Source organism: Mesorhizobium sp. BH1-1-4, from assembly GCF_020165665.1.
Taxonomy (GTDB): domain Bacteria; phylum Pseudomonadota; class Alphaproteobacteria; order Rhizobiales; family Rhizobiaceae; genus Mesorhizobium.
Genome location: NZ_JAIUIN010000001.1, coordinates 116397 through 135202 on the forward strand (window position 1 = coordinate 116397; position 18806 = coordinate 135202).

At 64.6% G+C, this 18806-nt stretch carries 19 protein-coding genes; 5 read left to right on the top strand and 14 right to left on the bottom strand.

Annotation, left to right across the window (positions count from 1 at the left end; genetic code table 11):
* Nucleotides 1-4: 4 nt before the first annotated feature.
* From LB569_RS00510 to LB569_RS00560, 11 genes are all read right to left on the bottom strand, one after another.
* Entirely contained in the window at nucleotides 5-307 is a 303-nt protein-coding gene (locus LB569_RS00510) for an HPr family phosphocarrier protein (RefSeq protein WP_224690664.1), read from the bottom strand.
* A 20-nt stretch (nucleotides 308-327) separates the two neighbouring features.
* The gene (dhaM, locus tag LB569_RS00515) at nucleotides 328-717 is read right to left on the bottom strand and encodes a dihydroxyacetone kinase phosphoryl donor subunit DhaM (RefSeq protein WP_140709522.1); all 390 of its coding nucleotides are present in this window, start codon (nucleotides 715-717) and stop codon (nucleotides 328-330) included.
* Nucleotides 714-1316, bottom strand: a complete 603-nt coding sequence (gene dhaL, locus LB569_RS00520; RefSeq protein WP_224690665.1) for a dihydroxyacetone kinase subunit DhaL — start codon at nucleotides 1314-1316, stop codon at nucleotides 714-716. The genes dhaM and dhaL overlap by 4 nt, the downstream gene beginning before the upstream one ends.
* Nucleotides 1317-1388: 72 nt before the next feature.
* Nucleotides 1389-3032 carry a dihydroxyacetone kinase subunit DhaK gene (locus LB569_RS00525; protein ID WP_224690666.1) on the bottom strand — a complete coding sequence of 548 codons (1644 nt, stop codon included), beginning with the start codon at nucleotides 3030-3032 and terminating at the stop codon, nucleotides 1389-1391.
* A gap of 72 nt (nucleotides 3033-3104) precedes the next feature.
* Entirely contained in the window at nucleotides 3105-4118 is a 1014-nt protein-coding gene (locus LB569_RS00530; protein WP_140709528.1) for an ABC transporter ATP-binding protein, read from the bottom strand.
* On the bottom strand, nucleotides 4111-5223 hold the full coding sequence (locus LB569_RS00535; protein WP_224690667.1) for an ABC transporter ATP-binding protein: 1113 nt from the start codon (nucleotides 5221-5223) through the stop codon (nucleotides 4111-4113). Before LB569_RS00535 ends, LB569_RS00530 begins: the two co-directional genes overlap by 8 nt.
* Nucleotides 5224-5225: 2 nt before the next feature.
* Nucleotides 5226-5429 carry a hypothetical protein gene (locus LB569_RS00540; protein WP_224690668.1) on the bottom strand — a complete coding sequence of 68 codons (204 nt, stop codon included), beginning with the start codon at nucleotides 5427-5429 and terminating at the stop codon, nucleotides 5226-5228.
* Between the two features lie 190 nt (nucleotides 5430-5619).
* Nucleotides 5620-6570: a carbohydrate ABC transporter permease gene (locus LB569_RS00545; protein ID WP_140709533.1), complete on the bottom strand. Its 951-nt coding sequence runs from the start codon at nucleotides 6568-6570 to the stop codon at nucleotides 5620-5622.
* Nucleotides 6567-7514 (bottom strand): carbohydrate ABC transporter permease, encoded by a 948-nt coding sequence (locus LB569_RS00550; RefSeq protein ID WP_095771946.1) that lies wholly within the window; start codon nucleotides 7512-7514, stop codon nucleotides 6567-6569. Before LB569_RS00550 ends, LB569_RS00545 begins: the two co-directional genes overlap by 4 nt.
* A 124-nt stretch (nucleotides 7515-7638) precedes the next feature.
* Nucleotides 7639-8970 (bottom strand): ABC transporter substrate-binding protein, encoded by a 1332-nt coding sequence (locus tag LB569_RS00555; protein ID WP_224536452.1) that lies wholly within the window; start codon nucleotides 8968-8970, stop codon nucleotides 7639-7641.
* Between the two features lie 255 nt (nucleotides 8971-9225).
* A complete protein-coding gene (locus LB569_RS00560) occupies nucleotides 9226-9915 on the bottom strand; it encodes a PIG-L deacetylase family protein (protein WP_224536450.1) in 690 nt (229 codons plus the stop codon).
* A 26-nt stretch (nucleotides 9916-9941) separates the two neighbouring features.
* On the opposite strand from LB569_RS00560, the gene LB569_RS00565 reads away from it, so the two are divergent.
* The 5 genes from LB569_RS00565 to nhaA all read left to right on the top strand — a co-directional run bounded on the left by LB569_RS00565 (nucleotide 9942) and on the right by nhaA (nucleotide 16784).
* A complete protein-coding gene (locus LB569_RS00565; RefSeq protein WP_140706568.1) occupies nucleotides 9942-10832 on the top strand; it encodes a DMT family transporter in 891 nt (296 codons plus the stop codon).
* A 47-nt stretch (nucleotides 10833-10879) separates the two neighbouring features.
* A complete protein-coding gene (gene hrpB / locus LB569_RS00570) occupies nucleotides 10880-13342 on the top strand; it encodes an ATP-dependent helicase HrpB (RefSeq protein WP_224690669.1) in 2463 nt (820 codons plus the stop codon).
* Between the two features lie 26 nt (nucleotides 13343-13368).
* Nucleotides 13369-14700: an ActS/PrrB/RegB family redox-sensitive histidine kinase gene (locus LB569_RS00575; protein WP_140706564.1), complete on the top strand. Its 1332-nt coding sequence runs from the start codon at nucleotides 13369-13371 to the stop codon at nucleotides 14698-14700.
* Nucleotides 14701-14765: 65 nt separating this feature from the next.
* Entirely contained in the window at nucleotides 14766-15329 is a 564-nt protein-coding gene (locus LB569_RS00580) for an ActR/PrrA/RegA family redox response regulator transcription factor (protein ID WP_140706562.1), read from the top strand.
* Nucleotides 15330-15590: 261 nt separating this feature from the next.
* Nucleotides 15591-16784, top strand: coding sequence for a Na+/H+ antiporter NhaA (nhaA, locus tag LB569_RS00585; protein WP_224690670.1), 1194 nt, complete (start codon nucleotides 15591-15593; stop codon nucleotides 16782-16784).
* 284 nt (nucleotides 16785-17068) lie between these two features.
* On the opposite strand, the gene LB569_RS00590 is transcribed toward nhaA, so the two are convergent.
* From LB569_RS00590 to cueR, 3 genes are all read right to left on the bottom strand, one after another.
* On the bottom strand, nucleotides 17069-17569 hold the full coding sequence (locus LB569_RS00590) for an MmcB family DNA repair protein (RefSeq protein WP_224690671.1): 501 nt from the start codon (nucleotides 17567-17569) through the stop codon (nucleotides 17069-17071).
* A gap of 90 nt (nucleotides 17570-17659) precedes the next feature.
* A complete protein-coding gene (locus LB569_RS00595) occupies nucleotides 17660-18229 on the bottom strand; it encodes an OsmC family protein (protein WP_210242272.1) in 570 nt (189 codons plus the stop codon).
* Nucleotides 18230-18252: 23 nt separating this feature from the next.
* The gene (gene cueR / locus LB569_RS00600) at nucleotides 18253-18663 is read right to left on the bottom strand and encodes a Cu(I)-responsive transcriptional regulator (RefSeq protein WP_224690672.1); all 411 of its coding nucleotides are present in this window, start codon (nucleotides 18661-18663) and stop codon (nucleotides 18253-18255) included.
* Nucleotides 18664-18806 lie beyond the last annotated feature (143 nt).

The following is an 18806-nucleotide window of genomic DNA, read 5'->3' on the forward strand; positions in this document are numbered from 1 at the left end:
GGCCTCAAGCCGAGCGGACATGGCCGGCGTCCTCGTCGAAATCGCGCTGCACCAGTTCGATCAGCGCGCGCACGGCATCGCTGGCGCCATCGCCATTGGCCCTGATGTGCAGCACCGTGCCCTTCGGCGCCTTGGCCGCCATCACCTTGACGATGCTTTTTGCATCGAACCATGGGCCGTTGGCGGCAAGCGCAATCTCCACGTCGGCGGCAAAGCTCTTGGCCAGCTTGGTGAACTTCACCGAAGGACGCGCGTGCAGGCCCACATCGTGGGTGATCAGGACGGTCGCTTCGGCGGTTGCGGACATGTCTCAAAAATCCCGTTCACTCACGATGGCGACAATTCATGCGCCGTCGCCACCACTTCTTTCAGCGAGGCGCCGCCGGATGCCTCGGTCGCCGCCATCACCGCGCCCTCGACGATCGGCGCGTTGCAGACGATGATCTTCTGCGCGCGCGGCTCGCCGATCATTTCCACCGCCATTTCCGAATTGGTCTCGGCGCCGCCGAGATCGACCAGAATGGCGACGCCGGCATCCGACCAGGCTCTGTCTATGGCGCCCATGATCGCCTCGACATTGGTGCCGAGCCCGCCATGGCCGTTTCCGCCGCACCATGCAAGCGGCACTTCGTCGCCCACCATCTGGCGTACCATGTCGGCCGTGCCTTCCGCGACCAGCGGCGAATGCGACACGATCACGATCCCGACATTGCTCATGCCTTGTCTCCGATGGTTTGCGCCAGCGTGCGCACCAGCAGCGCGGTCGAGCGCGCGCCGGCGTCCATATGGCCGATGGAGCGGTCGCCGAGGAACGAGGCACGCCCACGCAGCGCCTTCATCGGCGCGGTCGCTTCGGCGGCGGCATCGGCGATGTCGGCCATTTCCGCCAAGCTGCTGCCCTTGGCCAACGCATCATGCACCGGCTGCAGCACATCGAGCATGGTTTTTTGGCCGACATGGGATTTGCCGCGCGCGGCCACCGCTTCGATCGCCTTGCCAAAGGCAGAAGTAAGATTGGCGCGATCCGGGTCCGCCGAAATCTCCTTGCCGAGCGCCAGGAACAACGTGCCGAACAGCGGGCCGGAGGCGCCGCCCACCGTCATCACCAGCTTGGTGCCGATCGCCTTCAGGGCGTCGGGCAGCGGTTTGGCCGAAAACGCCTCGGCCTCGGCGCGCACAGCCTCGAAGCCTCGCTTCATATTCAATCCGTGGTCGCCATCGCCGATCGCCTGGTCGAGCGCCGTCAATTCCTCGGCGTGTGCGGCAATCGTATCCGCCACGGCCGTGATCAGCCTCGAAAGGTCCAGCGCCGTCATGTCGCCCGAATTCCCGGTTTGCCCCTTGCCGGCAGTAGCGAAAGAACGCTCATTCGACAACTGGAGCATGCTTCAGGCCGTGGCATGCTGGGCGGCGGCCGCCGCGAATACCTCGGCCACGGCATGAGCGCCGGGGTCGACCACACCTTGCAATTTAGCACCGACATAGGCGGACCGCCCGGCCTTGGCCTTCTCCATTGCGGCCGTGGCTTCGGCGCCGCGCCGGGCCGCTGTCGCGGCTTCCTCCAGGCCCTTGGCGTCGAGCGCCTTCAAAGCCGGCTCCAGTGCGTCGACCATGGTGCGATCGCCGGGTTTTGCGCCGCCGTAGAAGGTCATCCGCTCAAGCCCGGCAAGCAGCGCCTTGGTGATGGTTGCGCCGCTGCTAAGCGCTTGTGCCGCCGCCGTGAAGAAGATCGACATCAGCACGCCGCTCGAGCCGCCCATGGAGGCGCTCAGAAGATCGCCGATTGCGCCAAGGGTCGCCGCCGGATCGGCAAGTGGCAACGTATCGAGCCGTTCGAGGATGTTGCGTGCGCCGGTCGCCACCGTCGAGCCGGTGTCGCCGTCGCCCGCCTTGGCGTCGAGCCCGTTCAAAGCCGCTTCCAGTGAAATCAGTTTTTCGCAGACAGTGACGATCAAGCGCCTTGTGCTCGCGTCTTGGCTGGCCTTGCGTGCCGCGCCTTCGTGGGCTGGTTTCGCCATCGGCACGACTGAGGGCGCAACAACCGGCTTGGCCGGCATCCAGGCGTGCGGGCCGACCGGCGCCAGCAGGGCCGCTTCGCGCGCCGCATCGAGCTTGATCAGCGACAGCGAGAACCCGTTCATGTTGAGCGCCGTCATCAGCGGGCCGGGGCCGATCACCAGCTTGACGGTCCTGGCGAGCGGCGAGGCAAGCACCGCATTGGCGACCAGGGACATTTCGAGCGGCGGCACAGAGCCGAGATTGTTGATCAGCAGAGCATGGCTGGCCTTCGGGTCGAGCCGCACTGCTAAGCGCTCCGCCATGATCGCCACCAGCTTGTCCGCGCTTTGCACCGCGATCCGCTCGACGCCGGGCTCGCCATGGATGCCGAGACCAAGCTCTCCATCATCGGCGCCAAACCTGTCTTCATGCGGCTGGCCGGGGATCGAGCAGGAGGACAGCGACATGCCGAGCGAGACGATATCCTTCGCCGCCGCTCGTGCGGCGGCCGCGATCTCGGCCAGGTCGCGGCCGGTTTCAGATAGATGGCCCGCGATCTTGTGCACGAACAGCGTGCCGGCGACACCGCGCGGCTGCGCGATGTCGGGCAGCGCGATGTCGTCGGCGACGATCACCATCTCGACGGCAAAACCCTCGGCGCGCGCCTTCTCGGCGGCGAGGCCGAAATTGAGCCGGTCGCCGGTGTAGTTCTTGACGATCAGCAGGCAGCCGGCTGGTCCGGTGACCGCGCGGATGCCAGCCAGCACCGCCTCGACGCTGGGCGAGGCGAAGATCTCGCCCGAGACCGCGGCAGTCAGCATGCCCTTGCCGACAAAGCCGGCATGCGAGGGCTCGTGCCCGGCGCCGCCGCCGGAGACGACGCTGACTTTCGTCTTGTCCCAATCGGCGCGCAGCACGACCTTGATCTCGGGATAGCCGTCGAGGCGCGCGAGATCGCCCGAGCCAATGGTGCGCAACAGGCCGTCCAGCGCCTCGGTGACGATCGTTTCCCTGCGGTTGAAAAAGTGCTTCATCGAATTCGTCCCGTATTCGCAATCGTCAGTCACAAGCCGGCGTCACCCTTAGCAGCGACGCCGAAAAACCGGTCACATCAGGCGTTGTCCGTCGGCGCCGAAATAGAGCGGCGAGCGGTAGCGGATCACCACTTTGTCGCCTTGCGCCAGATCGGTGTCGGGATCGGTCAGCGTCACCAGTTTCTTCGGCCCCACCGTCACATGCAGGTGGTTCTGGTCGCCGAGATGCTCGACCCAGTCGACGACGCCGTCGGCATGGCCGTTGGTTGCCTTCTCGATCGCCAGATGCTCGGTGCGCGCGCCGATCGTCTTGGTGCCCGCCGGCGCGCCGCCATCGGGCAGCAGGCCGGAGGGTAAAAGATTGATCGCCGGCTGGCCGAGCCGTGCCGCCACATGCAGGTTCGCCGGCTCGGAGTAGATGGTTCGCGGTGAGCCGATCTGCACCAGAACCCCGTCAGCCAGGATGCCGATGCGGTCCGCCATGGTCATCGCCTCGATCTGGTCGTGGGTGACGTAGAGCATGGTGGCGCCGAGTTCGGACTGGATGCGTTTCAGCTCGAGCCTGAGATCCGCGCGCAGCTTGGCGTCGAGCGACGACAGGGGTTCGTCCATCAGATAGATCGCCGGCTTGCGCACCAGCGCCCGGCCGATGGCGACGCGTTGCATCTCACCACCCGACAGCTTGGTCGAGCGGTTGGCGAGCTTGTGGTCGATGCGCACCATCTTCGCCACCTCCTCGACCCGGCGGCGGATCTGGTCTTCCGGTATCTTTCGCGCCGGCGAGCGCAGCGGGAAGGCGAGGTTGTCGAACACCGACAGATGCGGATAGAGCGAATATTGCTGGAAGACGAAAGCGGTGTCGCGCTCGGCTGGCGACAGGTTGGTGGCATTGTGGCCGCCGATCTCGATCGTACCGGTATCCGGCCGCTCCAGCCCGGCGATCAGCCGCAGCGTCGTCGTCTTGCCGGCGCCGGTCGGCCCGAGCAGCACGACGAATTCGCCATCCGATATATGCAGGTCGAGACCGTCGATGGCGACGTGCTCGCCGAAACTCTTGGTCACGTCTTTGATGTGAACATCAGCCATGCTGCACTCTCCCTTGAGAGGCGGTGTCGTGGATCGCCGTCCTCACCGCGCGTCCGGAGCCTTTTTCGAACAGCGACAGCCGCGCGCTGTTCAGCGTCAGGCCGACATGGTCGCCGGCGTTGAGCCGGATTTCGGCTGGAACGCGTGCCTTGATGATACCGTCCGCCGTCTCCACCGCGACGATCTGCGTGGTGCCGAGATATTCGGTGCCGTAGATCGCACCGCGCAGTTTCGAGGCGTCGTCGAAGCGGATGTGCTCCGGCCGGATGCCGAGCGCCATGTCGGCGGGTGCCACATCCTCGCGCACCTCCGGTACGCCCACCGTCGCCCCCTGGACGACCACCTCTTTCGCGCCCTTTGTGACTCCGCCGCCAAATTTCAAAAAATTCATCGGCGGCGAGCCGATGAAGTCGGCGACGAACATGGTCGCCGGGCGGTCGTAGATTTCGCGTGGCGTGCCGAACTGCTCGATGACGCCGTGGTTCATGACAGCGATCTTGTCGGCCATCGACATCGCTTCCATCTGGTCATGCGTGACATAGACCGTCGTGGCATGGATGCGGTTATGCAGCTCACGCAGTTCATGCACCATGAGGTCGCGGAATTCGGTGTCGAGCGTGCCGAGCGGCTCATCCATCAGGAAGCATTTTGGCCGCCGCACGATGGCGCGGCCGAGCGCCACGCGCTGGCGGTCGCCGCCGGCGAGGCCGGAGACGGATTTGTTGAGCAGATGGTCGATGCGCAGAAGCTTCGCGGTTTCCTCGACACGGGTGCGGATTTCGGCCGATGGCATGCCTTGTGCCAGCAGCGGAAAGCCGATGTTCTTGCGCACATTCATATGCGGGTAGAGCGCGAACAGCTGGAACACGAAAGCGATGTCGCGCTCGCGCGCCCTGAGCATGGTGACGTCGTCGCCGCCGAGCAGGATCTGGCCGCCCGTCGGCAGTTCGAGCCCGGCGATCATGCGCAAGGTGGTGGTCTTGCCGCAGCCTGACGGTCCGAGCATGACGAAGAACTCGCCATCCTCGACGACGAAGTTGGAATCCTGCACGGCGACGAAATCGCCGAAGGCCTTTCTCAGATGCTGGACGCGGATTTCGGCCATGATTATTCCGGGAATTTCGAGACGATGATGAACATCACCGTGCCGGCAAGCATGGTGATGAAGGAATAGGTGTAGAGCGACAGCGCGAAGGGCTGGAACAGCATCAGGAAGCCGATGGCGATCAGTGCGGTCGCGATGTTTTCCATCACCCCGCGCCTTGCCCAGCGCGGCCATGACGATTTCCTTAAAATGGCGGGGCGCGTCATGCGTAGCTCCTTTCCTTCTCCCCGTTCACGGGGAGAAGGTGGCCCGAAGGGTCGGATGAGGGGCGGCGCCAACGCCTCGGTTCAAGGCGGATGTCGGCGCTGCCCCTCATCTGCCTGCCGGCATCTTCTCCCCGTGAACGGGGAGAAGGGACGCTGCCGCAGCGCCGGTTCCACACTTGCTGACGATCAATCATTTGCGCACCGCGCCGAAGGTGATGCCGCGCAGCAATTGCTTGCGGAGCAGGATGGTGAAGACCAGGATCGGCACCAGGAAGATCGTCGTGCCGGCCGCCACCGCGGGCCAGTCCTGGCCGCCTTCGCCGATGATGGTCGGGATGAAGGGCGGCGCGGTCTGTGCCGTGCCCGAGGTCAGCAGCGCGGCGAAGGCATATTCGTTCCAGGCGAAGATCAGGCAGAAGATGGCGGTCGCCGCAATGCCGGTGGTCGCTTGCGGCAGCACGGTGCGCCAGAAGGCCTGCAGCCTGGTGTAGCCGTCGATCATCGCCGCTTCCTCATATTCGCGCGGGATCTCGTCGATGAAGCCCTTGAGCAGCCATACCGCCAGCGACACGTTGACCGCCGTGTAGAGCAGGATCATGCCGAGCGCGGTGTCGGACAGGCCGAGCTCCCGGTACATCAGGTAGATGGGGATGGCGACCGCGATCGGCGGCATGAAGCGTGTCGACAGGATGAAGAACAGGAGATCGTCGGCGAGCGGCACCTTGAAGCGCGAGAAGCCATAGGCCGAGAGCGTGCCGAGAAACACCGCGCAGAAGGTCGAGCCGAAGGCGATGATCAGCGAATTGATGAAGCGCGGCAGGAAGTTGGACGGGCCGGCGATCACCATGTTGCGCTTGCGCACCGTCTCGTCGCAGAAGCCGGTCGCTGGTCCGAGCGAATTGATGTATTCCGGCGTCTGTCTCGTGCGCGTCGTGAACAAATTGCAGTAGCCCTCGATGCTCGGCTGGAAGACGATCTTGGGCGGATAGGCGATCGAGTCCGGCGGCGTCTTGAAGCTGGTGGCGAAGATCCACAGCAACGGCACGATCGAGATCAGCGCGTAGGCGATGATGATGGCGCCGGCGATGCGCTTCGAACCTGCCGAAGGGGCGACGACCGAATGGGCTGTGGTCAGGCTCATCTCTGCTTCACCTTGTTGAGCGCCTTGACGTAGATGTTGGCGAGACCGAACACCGCGACGAACAAGATGATGGCGAAGGCCGAGGAATAGCCGGTGCGCCAGCTTTCGAAGGCCTGCCGCTTCAGCGTGATCGAGGCGACCTCGGTGGTCGAGCCCGGCCCGCCGCCGGTCAAGAGATTGACCATGTCGAACATCTTGAAGTTCTCGATGCCGCGAAACAACACCGCCAGCATGATGAAGGGCAGCGCCATCGGCAGCGTGATCGACCAGAACTGCCGCCAGTTGGAGGCGCGGTCGACCTCGGCCGCCTCATAGATGTATTCGGGGATGGAGCGCAGGCCCGCGAGGCAGATCAGCATCACATAGGGCGTCCACATCCAGGTGTCGACGATGATGATCGACCACGGTGCCAGCGAGACGTTGGAGAGCATCTGGATGCTTGTCGGCGGAATGCCCGACACGAACGAGATGACATAGGAAAACAGGCCGATCTGCGGTTCGTAGAGGAAGCGCCAGAAATTGCCGACCACCGCCGGCGACAGCATCATCGGTACCAGGATCAGCGTCGTCCAGAAGGCGTGGCCGCGGAACTTGCGGTCGATCAGCCAGGCCAGAGTGAAGCCGATCAGCGTCTGCAACAGGATGGTCCAGAACACGAAATGCGCTGTCGTCTGCATGGCGATCCAGATGTCCTGGTCGCCGAGAATGCGCTGGTAGTTGGCGAAGCCGAGGTTCTTCACCACCTCGTTCGGGCGGTTGGCGCGAAAATTGGTGAACGACAGATAGATCGCCCAGAACAGCGGGAAGATGTTGATGGCAAGCAGCAACAGGATCGTCGGCGAGATGAACAGCCAGGCGAGGCCCTTGTCGCTGATGCCCCGGACCTTGCGCGCCAACGGTTCCGGGGTCGCCCGGGCAACGTTCTCCGCGGTCCGATTGAGCATGGTAAGTCCTGCTTCGGTCACTTGGGTCGTCTCTATCATGGAATTTATCTGAACTGCGTCCCGTGCCAAGGGCGGCACGGGACGCGTCGGTCGGGCTCGGGAGGAACCTTACCTCTTGCCGGGGTTACATCTTGCCATCGTCCTGGAAGACCTGAGTCCAGTCCTTGACCAGGCCATCGAGCGCGTCCTTGGCCGAACCCTGGCCGGCGACGACATAGTCATGGAAGCGCTTCTGCGAGGCCTGCAGTAACGGTGCGTAGCTGGGCTCGGCCCAGAAGTCCTTCACGATGGCCATCGAGTCGAGGAAGGTCTGCGCATAGGGCTGGCTGGCCGGGAATTTCGGATCCTTGACCACCGCGTTCAGGCAGGAGTAGCCGCCGAGCGACCACCACTTGGCCTGCACGTCCTTGTTGGCGAACCACTTGATGTATTTCAGCGCCGATTCCTGCTTGTCGGAATAGGACACCACGGAAATGCCTTGGCCGCCGAGCTGCGCGAACTGGTCGCCGTCAGGACCCTTCGGGTTGACGAAATAGCCGATCTTGTCGCCGCCGACATTCTCGTCCTTCTGCAGGCCCGGCCATGTGAAGGCGAAGTTCATGTGCATCGCCACCTGTCCCGATTTGAAGGCATCGACGCCTTCACCCATGTAGCTGTTCGAGGCGCCGGGCGGCGTGCAGCAATCATACAGCGCCTTGTAGAACTCCAGCCCCTTCACCGATTTCTCGGAATTGACGAAGCCTTCCATCTCGTAGGGCTTCTTGGGGTTTTCGTACTGGAAGCCGTAGCTGTAGAGCACGTCCATGGCGCCCATGGTGATGCCTTCGGAACCGCGCTCGGTGTAGATCGAGGCGCCGTAGACCGTCTTGCCGTCGATCTGCCGCTTCTGGAAGAATTCGGCGATCTGCTTCAACTGGTCGAAGGTGGCAGGCGGGCCGAGATCCCAGCCATACTTTTCCTTGAACTCCTTCTGCAGTTCGGGCTTGGAGAACCAGTCCTTGCGGTAGGTCCAGCCGACGACATCGCCCATCGCCGGCAGCGCCCAGTAGTTTGGCGTGTTCTTAGGCCATTCCGAATAGCCGACCACGGTCGCCGGGACGAAGTCGTCCATGCTGATCTTCTCCTTGTCGAAGAAGTCGTTCAGCTTGACGTAGTGGCCGTTCTCGGCCGCGCCGCCGATCCACTGGCTGTCGCCGATGATCAGGTCGCACAGCTTGCCGTGCGAGTTCAGCTCATTGAGGAAGCGGTCGGCATAATTGGTCCACGGCACGAACTCGAATTTCATGCCGATGCCGGTTTCCTTGGTGAAGTCCTTGGACAGTTCGACGAGCGCGTTGGCCGGGTCCCAGGCGGCCCAGCACAGCGTCAGGTCTTCGGCGTGCGCGGCGTTCGAGACGGCTGTCGACGCTGCGATGGCCGAGGTCAGTCCCAGAGCCAGTTTAAAACTCGATTTCATGCCTTCCTCCCATTTGTGAAACACGTCCGGATGACGGTCTCAAGAGCACTCAACCTCTCTCCTCAGAGGCCCAAACATGGCGGCATCGTCGCGCCGCGGATGTTTAGTAATTTGTTTAGTGATGCAATTTCTACTAAACAAGGCAAGCGAATTCGTTGCTGCGCCGCAGCATGTTTGCGCCGGTGTCTGAAAAAATTGGGAAAAGCGTCGGGCGCCGGTCGGATGATCGCGGAGTGTGGACGTGGCTCTGATTGGTCAGTCGACCCGCCTGGTGCTCACCATCACCGTCCTGATCGGCGGCGCTGGCGGCAGCAGCGCGCGGATGTCGCCGAAGGGAAACATCGGTTCGAAGCGAAAGGCTTCGGCCTGCGCCCCCGCTGCGCCATTGCATTGGCCCGCGCGAAAAAGGGTCTGGGTCAGCGCGATATCGACGAACCGATCCGGGTCCTGAGACTGGTGCATGCGGATCGCCCTGGCCTTGATCTCGGCATGGGGGGAAATATCGACATAGTGCGTCGGCGAGAATCCGGTGCCGCCCATCGTGTCGGCATGCAGCACGGGGACGCCGAACGACGCCGCGATGCGCACGCCGTCCGACAGCGCGCGGTGGTCGGCGTGGTAGTCGTTGGGTGCGTGGGTGATCACGAGATCGGGCTCGATATCGCGGATCAGCGTTTTCAGCGCGTCGATCAGTGCGGCATCCGCCACCAGCCCGCCATCGGGAAAGTCGAGAAAGCGGGGTGCTGCCCCGAGCAGCGCGGCCGCGGCCGTCGCTTCCGCGCGGCGGACACGAGCCAGGATGGCGGGATCGCTCTTGCCGCCCCTGGCACCATCGGTGGCCACGGCAAAAGTGAGTTCTGCGCCTTGCGCGGCATAGGCGGCCATCGTACCGAACATGAAGATCTCGATGTCGTCCGGATGCGCACCGAGCGCCAGTATTTTCAAGCTTCTCTCCCCGGAAATGGAAAAACGTGCCGAACGGAATCCTGCTCGCCCTGATCGCCTATGCAAGCTATTCGTGCAGCGATGCCGTTATCAAGAGCCTGGGCGGCCAATTCACGGTGTTCGAGATCGGCTTCTTCTCGACATTGTTCGCCGGCTGCTTCCTTTTCTTCAGCCGGCCGGCCAGCGAGCGCTGGCGCGATTTCTGGCGCACCAAACGGCCCTGGGCGGTGCAGGCGCGGGCCTGGGCCGGCATCGCGTCGGGCGTGCTCAGCGTCTATGCTTTCACCACCATTCCGCTGGCCGAGACCTATGCGCTCATCTTTCTGGCGCCGCTTTGCGTCACCATTCTGTCCACCGTGATCCTCAAGGAGAAGGTCGGTCCCTGGCGCTGGCTGGCGGTGGTCGCCGGCTTTGCCGGCGTCATGCTGGTTGTCAGGCCGGGCTTTCGCGAGTTGCACCTCGGCCACCTTGCCGCTTTCATCATCGCTTTCCTCGCCGCCGCCAACGTCATCCTGATGCGTTCGCTGGCGCAGCAGGAAAAACGCACGACCATCCTCGGCGTGCTGATCGGTTATGGGCTGCTGTTCAACGGCATCGGTGCCGCCGCGACCTCCTTCACCGTCCCGGATGGAAAACAGCTGGTATGGCTGGTGATGGCGGGCGCCTTCACCGCCTGCGGACAATTGCTGCAATTGTTGGCCGCCAAATACGCCCCCGCCAACCGGATCGCGCCGACGCATTATTCGCAGATCGTCTGGGCGGTCATCCTCGGCGCCTTGTTTTTCCAGGAATACCCGGACTGGCTGTCGCTTGTCGGCCTCGCGGTCGTCGGCGGATCCGGCCTGCTGACCATGGTGCGCGAGGAAGTGCGGCTGGGCACGGTGCGCTGGAATCCGTTTTCGCGAGCCCGGCTTTAAGCCGGTGCCGGTTGCAGGGTGGCCGTGACCGCTGATATGCGGGCGCGATGACGACAAAACCCTTGCCGGAGCTCCCCGTATCAGCCGTGCTGCCCGCACTGAGCGAAGCGCTCGGCTCCGGCAACAGCGCCGTGCTGGTGGCGCCGCCCGGTGCCGGCAAGACGACGCTGGTGCCGTTGGCGCTGCTCGATGCGCCTTGGCTGGGCACGGGCAAGATCGTGTTGCTCGAACCGCGCCGGCTGGCCGCCCGCGCCGCCGCGCGCCGCATGGCCGAACTGCTCGGCGAGGAACCGGGCGCAACGGTGGGCTATGCCATGCGCATGGAAAACCGCACCTCGGCACGGACGAAAATCCTGGTCGTCACCGAGGGCGTGCTGGCGCGCATGATTCTCGACGACCCTGAACTGCCCGGCGTTTCGGCGGTCATTTTCGACGAATTCCACGAGCGCTCGCTCGACGGCGATTTCGGTCTCGCTCTCGCCCTCGACGTGCAAGGCGCGCTGCGGCCGGATTTGCGGCTGCTGGTGATGTCGGCAACGCTCGACGGCGCGCGGGTCGCGAAACTCCTGTCGGGCGCGCAGGTGATCGAAAGCCAGGGCCGCGCCTTTCCGGTCGATGTCCGCTACGACGAGCGGCCGGCCGGGGTGCCGATCGAGGATGCCATGGCCAAGGCGATCCGCTCCGCCCTTTCCGACGAGAACGGCAGCGTGCTCGCCTTCCTGCCCGGCCAGCGCGAGATCGAGCGTACCGCCGAGCGGCTGGCCGGCAAGGTCGGCGCGGACACCGATATCGTCCCGCTCTACGGCCAGCTCGACGGCAAGGCGCAGGACGCGGCGATCAAGCCTGCACCGGTGGGTCGCCGCAAGGTGGTGCTGGCGACCTCCATTGCCGAGACCTCGATCACCATCGACGGTGTGCGCGTCGTCATCGATTCCGGCCTGTCGCGGCTGCCGCGCTATGAGCCAGCCAGCGGCCTGACACGGCTGGAGACAGTTCGCGTCAGCAAGGCTTCCGCCGACCAGCGCGCCGGCCGCGCCGGGCGCACGCAGGCCGGCGTCGCCATCCGGCTGTGGCGGGCCGAGCAGACGGCGGCACTTCCCGCCTTCACGCCGCCGGAAATCATCGAGGCGGACCTGTCCAGCCTGCTGCTCGACTGCGCCGCCTTCGGCGTCGCCGATCCCGCGACGCTCGCTTTCCTCGATCCTCCACCGGCCCCGGCGCTCAACGAGGCAAGGGGGCTGTTGCGGTCGCTCGATGCCGTCGACGAGGCCGGGCGCCTGACCGAAGCGGGTGCTTCGATGCGCAAGCTCGCTCTGCCGGTACGGCTGGCGCATATGGTGGCCGAGGCGGCCAGCAGCGGCCATGCTGGCGAGGCAGCCATGCTTGCGGTATTGCTCACCGAGCGTGGCCTTGGCGGCGACGGCGCCGATCTCGAACGGCGGCTGATGCAGTTTCGCCAGGAAAAATCGCCGCGTGCCACCGCCGCGCGGCAACTCACCGACCGATTGGCGCGGCAGGTCGGTGGGGCGAAGGGCGGCGAAGCATCTTCGGCCGGTCCTTTGCTTGTTCATGCATGGCCGGACCGCGTCGCCAAGGCGCGCGGCGAGCGCGGCCGTTTCGTGCTGGCCAATGGCTCCGGCGCCATGCTCGATGCCGCCGATCCGCTGGCGGGCGAACCCTTTCTGGTCGTCGCCGACCTGCAGGGCAAGGCGCAGAATGCCCGCATCACGGCGGCGGCGGCAATCAGCGAGGACGACATCCGGTCGGCCCTTGGCGGCAAGATCGAAACGCGCCGGCAGACGAGTTTCGACCGCGACAGGCGCGCCGTGCGGGTGCGTGAAGCCGTGCGCCTTGGCGCCATCACACTCGCCGAACGCATGCTGCCGGCGCCGGCCGGCGCCGATGCCGACCGCGCCATAACAGACGCCTTGCGCGAACATGGGCTTTCCCTTTTGACCTGGAGCAAGGAGGCCCAGACGCTGCGCCAGCGGCTGTCCTGGCTGCACAAAGGCTTGGGCGCGCCCTGGCCCGACATGTCGGATGCTGCACTCATCGAACATCTGAACGACTGGCTGCTGCCATTCCTGTCCGGTGCTGCTTCCTTCGCGGCCATCGATCCCGGCTCCATTTCGGCCGGGCTGGCCTCGCTCGTGCCGCATGACCTGCAGCGCAAGGTCGAGACGCTGGCGCCGACCCATTTCGACGTCCCGTCGGGCAGTCACGTGCCGATCCGCTATGACGGTGAATGGCCGGTTCTGGCGGTCCGCGTCCAGGAACTGTTCGGCCTCGACCGCCATCCCTCCATCGCCAACGGCACGGTGCCGCTGACACTCGAACTGTTGTCGCCGGCGCATCGGCCGATCCAGACCACGCGCGACCTGCCCGGCTTCTGGCGCGGCTCCTGGGCCGATGTGCGCGCCGACATGCGCGGCCGCTATCCCAAGCATGTCTGGCCGGAAAATCCCCTGCTAGCCGCTGCTACCGCCCGCGCCAAGCCGCGTGGGACCTAGCGCTGCCCATCCCGCGGCTGTAATCCATGGCCATGATCAACATCCTGAACACGCCAGATTTCCAGCTGAGCCAGCGGCTGCGCCTCAACACGCTGATCCGGTTGCGCTGGCTGGCCATTGTCGGCCAGAGCGTTACGGTGCTCGTCGTCGCCTATGGCCTGAAGTTCCCGCTGCCGGTCAGCCTGTGCTTCGCGCTGATCGCCTGCTCGGCCTGGATGAACCTGTTCCTCGCCTTCCGGTTTCCGGCCGCGCACCGGCTCACGCCGTTCGCCGCCTTCGGCATCCTGATCTTCGACAGCCTGCAGCTTGCCGGCCTGCTCTACATGACCGGCGGCCTGACCAATCCGTTCTCGCTGCTGATGACCGTGCCCGTCGTCATTTCGGCGACGTCGCTTCCCCTTCGCCTCACCGCCATCCTCGGCGGGCTGGTCATGGCGGCGGCGACCTTGCTGGTTTTCGTCCACCTGCCATTGCCCTGGCATGAAGGCGCGCCGCTGGTGATGCCCTTCATCTACGTCGCCGGCATGTGGATGGCGGTGCTGTCCTCGATCGCCTTCACCGCCATGTATGCCTTCCGGGTGGCCGCCGAAGCGCGGCTTCTGGCCAATGCGCTTGCCGCGACGGAACTGGTGCTGCAGCGCGAGCAGCACCTTTCGGCGCTCGACGGGCTGGCCGCCGCCGCCGCGCACGAACTCGGCACGCCGCTCGCCACCATCACGCTTGTCGCCAAGGAGATGGAAAAGGCGCTCGGCAAGGACCCGAAATATGGCGAGGACGTCACGCTGCTGCGCTCGCAAAGCGAACGCTGTCGCGAAATCCTGAAGCGCCTGACCAGCCTGTCGTCCGAGGGCGAGGCGCATCTATCCCGCCTGCCGCTGACCTCGCTGGTCGAGGAAGTTACCGCACCGCATCGCGACTTCGGCATTTCGATCAAGCTTCGCCCCGGCGACCGGACCGGACCCGAGCCGGTCGGACGCCGCAACCCCGGCGTCATCTACGGTCTCGGCAATCTGGTCGAGAATGCCGTCGATTTCGCCCGCAAGAGCGTTACCCTGCGCTGGAGCTGGGACGAGGCCACCGTCACCTTCTCCATCATCGATGACGGGCCTGGTTTCCCCGCCGAGATCATCGACCGCATCGGCGAGCCCTATATGTCGACGCGCCAGGGAACCGAGGCCGGCGGCGGCCTGGGGCTCGGCCTGTTCATCGCCAAGACGCTGCTCGAACGCTCGGGCGCCACACTCGATTTCCGCAATTCGAGTGGTCTGGGGGAAGGGGCCGTGGTGCAGATATCATGGCCGCGAAGCGTCTTCCTGAACCCGGAATCGGCTTCGGCAACCATGTTTGACACTGCGTAAATTGGACAATGGCCCCGCAAAACTATATCTGCGTAAAAATAAGGCAGCAGGAATTTTTCAAGACGATGACAGGCGACGAAAATAGTGGCGCAATGGTTGAGGGCGAGGACACCTCGCTTCTGATCGTCGACGACGACAAGCCGTTCCTGACCCGTCTGGCCCGTGCCATGGAAACCAGGGGTTTCCTGGTCGACACGGCGGAGAGCGTCGAGGAGGCGGTGGGCAAGGCGCGCGCCAATCCGCCCGCCTACGCGGTGGTCGACATGCGGCTCGGCGACGGCAACGGCCTCGACGTCGTTGCCGCCATCCGTGAGAAGCGCCAGGATTCCCGCACCATCATCCTGACCGGCTACGGCAACATCGCCACCGCGGTGACCGCGGTGAAGCTCGGCGCCGTCGACTATCTGTCGAAGCCGGCCGATGCCGACGACATCTTCGCCGCGCTCACCCGCACCTCGGGCGAGCGCGCCGCCCCGCCGGAAAACCCGATGTCGGCCGACCGCGTGCGCTGGGAACACATCCAGCGCGTCTATGAAATGTGCGAGCGCAACGTCTCCGAGACAGCGCGCCGGCTCAACATGCATCGCCGCACGCTGCAACGGATATTGGCCAAGCGCGCGCCGCGCTGAGGTGCGCCAACCACGCGGGGCATCAGACCAATACCAGTTTACAACGCGCGGCGGAGACCGCCTACTAGATAGGTCAGTGCCGCCCCTCATTGCCCTGCCGCAACGCGGCGCCATCTTGCGACGTTGGCGGTTGGCGAAATCGGCGATAACAGCGACCCTCTCCCCGTCACTATACGGGGAGAGGATGCCGGCAGGCAGGTGAGGGGCAGCGCCGGCGCTTGGATGATGAATCCGCCGAGCAGGCGGCATGACGGAGGCGATATGCAGGATCAGAAGCAGCGGCTGGTTTCCGTCTTCCGCGAATTCCTCGACAGTGAGGCCGCCGGCGGTATCATCCTGATGGCGGCGGCGGCCCTTGCGCTGATCGTCGCCAATTCGCCGCTTGCCGGGACCTATTTCGCCGTTCTCCACGCCTATCTCGGTCCGCTCAGCGTCTCGCACTGGGTCAATGACGGGCTGATGGCGGTGTTCTTCCTGCTCGTCGGGCTGGAGATCAAGCGCGAAATGCTCGACGGCCAGCTTTCGACCTGGCCCAGGCGGGTGCTGCCCGGCATCGCCGCCGCCGGCGGCATGGTGGTGCCGGCGCTGGTCTATGTCGCCATCAACAGCAACAATCCGGCCGCACTGTCCGGCTGGGCGATCCCGACCGCCACCGATATCGCCTTCGCGCTCGGCGTGCTGTCGCTGCTCGGCAGCCGCGTGCCGGCCTCTCTGAAAGTCTTCCTGACCGCGCTTGCCATTATCGACGACCTGGGCGCCGTCATCATCATCGCCATCTTCTACACCAGCGGCTTGTCGCTGGCCTATCTCGGCGCCGCCTTCGCCGTCATTGCCGTGCTCGTCGTGCTCAACCGCATGCGGGTGATGAGCCTGGTGCCCTACCTCGTGCTCGGTGCCATCCTGTGGGTGCTGGTGCTGAAGTCGGGCGTCCATGCCACGCTCGCCGGCGTGGCACTTGCGCTCACCATTCCGCTCGAACGTTCCGCCGGGATCGGCCACGATCTCGACCATTCGCCGCTGCACCGGCTGGAGCACGGCCTGCACAAGCTCGTCGCGTTCATCGTCATCCCCATCTTCGGCTTTGCCAATGCCGGTGTTTCGCTCGCCGGCCTGAGTTTTGGCGCCTTGATCGAGCCGTTGACGCTTGGTGTCGCGGCCGGCCTCGTCGTCGGCAAGCTGGTCGGCGTGTTTGGCTCCTCCGCCCTGGCCATCCGCTTCGGACTTGCCGACCTGCCGGCCCATGCCGGCTGGTCGCACATGATCGGCATCTCGCTGCTGTGCGGCATCGGCTTCACCATGAGCCTGTTCATCGGCCTGCTCGCCTTCGCCGGCGACGTGGCGCTGCAGGACGCGGTCAAGGTCGGCATTCTGGCGGGTTCGCTGGTCGCGGCGCTGCTTGGTGCCGCCGTGCTGCTCATGGCGCCGGCGACTGGTGGCGCGGAAGAGACGGAGTAATAGCGGTTTCAGGGCTGGAGCATCTACCGGCAACGCCGCGCCGCCCCTCATCTGCCTGCCCATCCTTCGCTGCGATGCAGCTACGGAGGGTGAACCGGCATCTTCTCCCCGTAAACGGGGCGAAGGGCGCTTTCATCGCGGATTTCGCCAATCGCCAACGTCGCACAAAAAGCGCCGGCGTCACGGCCAGCTTCTTTCTCCCCGTTACGGGGAGAAATGCCCGGCAGGGCAATGAGGGGCAGCGCAAGCGTTGGAAAATGATCAGTTTTTGATCATGCCTGAACCTACTCGCTCTCCCCCTCCTGCGCCGGCACCGCCACGCCCGCAAGCTCCGCCGCCAGCAGCCGCGAAGCACCCGCCCTTGCGATGCGCAGCATCAGCGCCTTGCGCGTTGCCGCCGCCATGCGGTGTTCGGGCGCGTCGCGCAGAATCTCGGCGCCATAGCCGTCGGAGAGGATGAACCCGCATTCCTCGGGAAAGATGTCGGCCGGCACGGCGGGATGGGTGGCAAAGAAAAAACGGTCGGAATGCAGCTGATAGTCCGGCCATTTGCGGTCGACGCGAAAATCCTCGATCGAGGATTTGATCTCGATGATCCAGATGTCGCCTTGCCGAGTGAGTGCCACGAGGTCGGCGCGGCGGCCGGTGGCCAGCGACAGTTCCGGCAGCACATGCGCGCCCATCTGCATCAGCAGCCGCTGCACGCCACGCCGTACCAGCATGGCGCGCTCGGACTGGCGACCGTCGATGAGCGGGTGGAGGAGAATCGGGGAAATGATCGGCATGGCAGGCACCATGCCAGATTTTGTTCACGGTTTGAACCCGTTTAATGCGGGGCGATTATCCGCCAGGCGCTACAGGGCGGTGGAATGGCTTCACGCCTTCGAGTATTTGCCCGTCTTTATCAGCGGCCAGGCTTTAGCGTAGGGCATGAGACCCTCGTGCTTTGATTTCCAATGGGCATCGATGCCGTCCCAGCCATTTCCTTGGAACACATGCCGACACTCGGGACAGATTTTCGGCTCCCGATCGGCCATCCCACCCACCGTCTGAATCGTGACCGGCACACCTTGGCGCAGCGAGTTGGTGACCGCTGAAATCTGGCCGGCGCGATCGATGACTTCCCGCGGATCGAAACCATCGAGCGTTTCACATGACACCGTCATTGCAGCCGATGTTGCCAGCAGCGGTGTGCCTTCAAGGGTGACCACCACGCTGACGGAGATCTTGCCAAGCTTCGTTCCCAATGCCTCGGCGACATAGCGAAGGTCGTTGCAAAAGCAGCCGCCGATCGCCAACGCGAGCAACTGGCCGCCATTGAAGCCAAGGCCCAGGCCGCCAGCCTTGCCCTCGGGTCGGTCGACGACGATCGTATGCCCACCGGCCCAGCCCATCGCGGCTTCAGTGCCTTCTACATTGCGCAGTTCCACAGTCATCGAGACCATGAAGTCTCCCTCCATTCATAAGCCTACGGATGCAAGGCTTCAGCATCCACCGCACCCGCCATGTCATCCAGGATCGGGCAATCCGGCCGCTCGTCGCCGTGGCAGGCGTGGACCAGCTTCTGCAGCGTCGAGCGCATCGACTGCATCTCGCGCACCTTCTCCTCGATGGCGCTGACATGGGCGGCGGCGATCGCGCGCACGTCGTGGCTGGCGCGGCTGCGATCCCTGTAGAGCGCCATCAACTGGCGGCAATCGTCTATGGAAAAGCCGAGATTGCGCGCGCGGCGCAGGAAGGCCAGCCGGTGGATGTCGTCGCCGGAATAATCGCGGTAGCCGTTGGCGGCGCGCGCGGGCGCGATCAGGCCGATCTCCTCATAGTAGCGGATGGTCTTGGCCGGCAGGCCCGAACGCGTGGCGGCGTCACCGACATTCATGGCGAATTCCTCGATCTTGCGAACCTGCGGTCCGAGCCTCTTTGATTTTCCTTCACAATCCGGTGAGGGCTGTTGCCGAAATGTCATAGTGATACGCTTACCAGCACGTAAGTCCTGGCATATAGGCATCGTGCGCTTGGCAA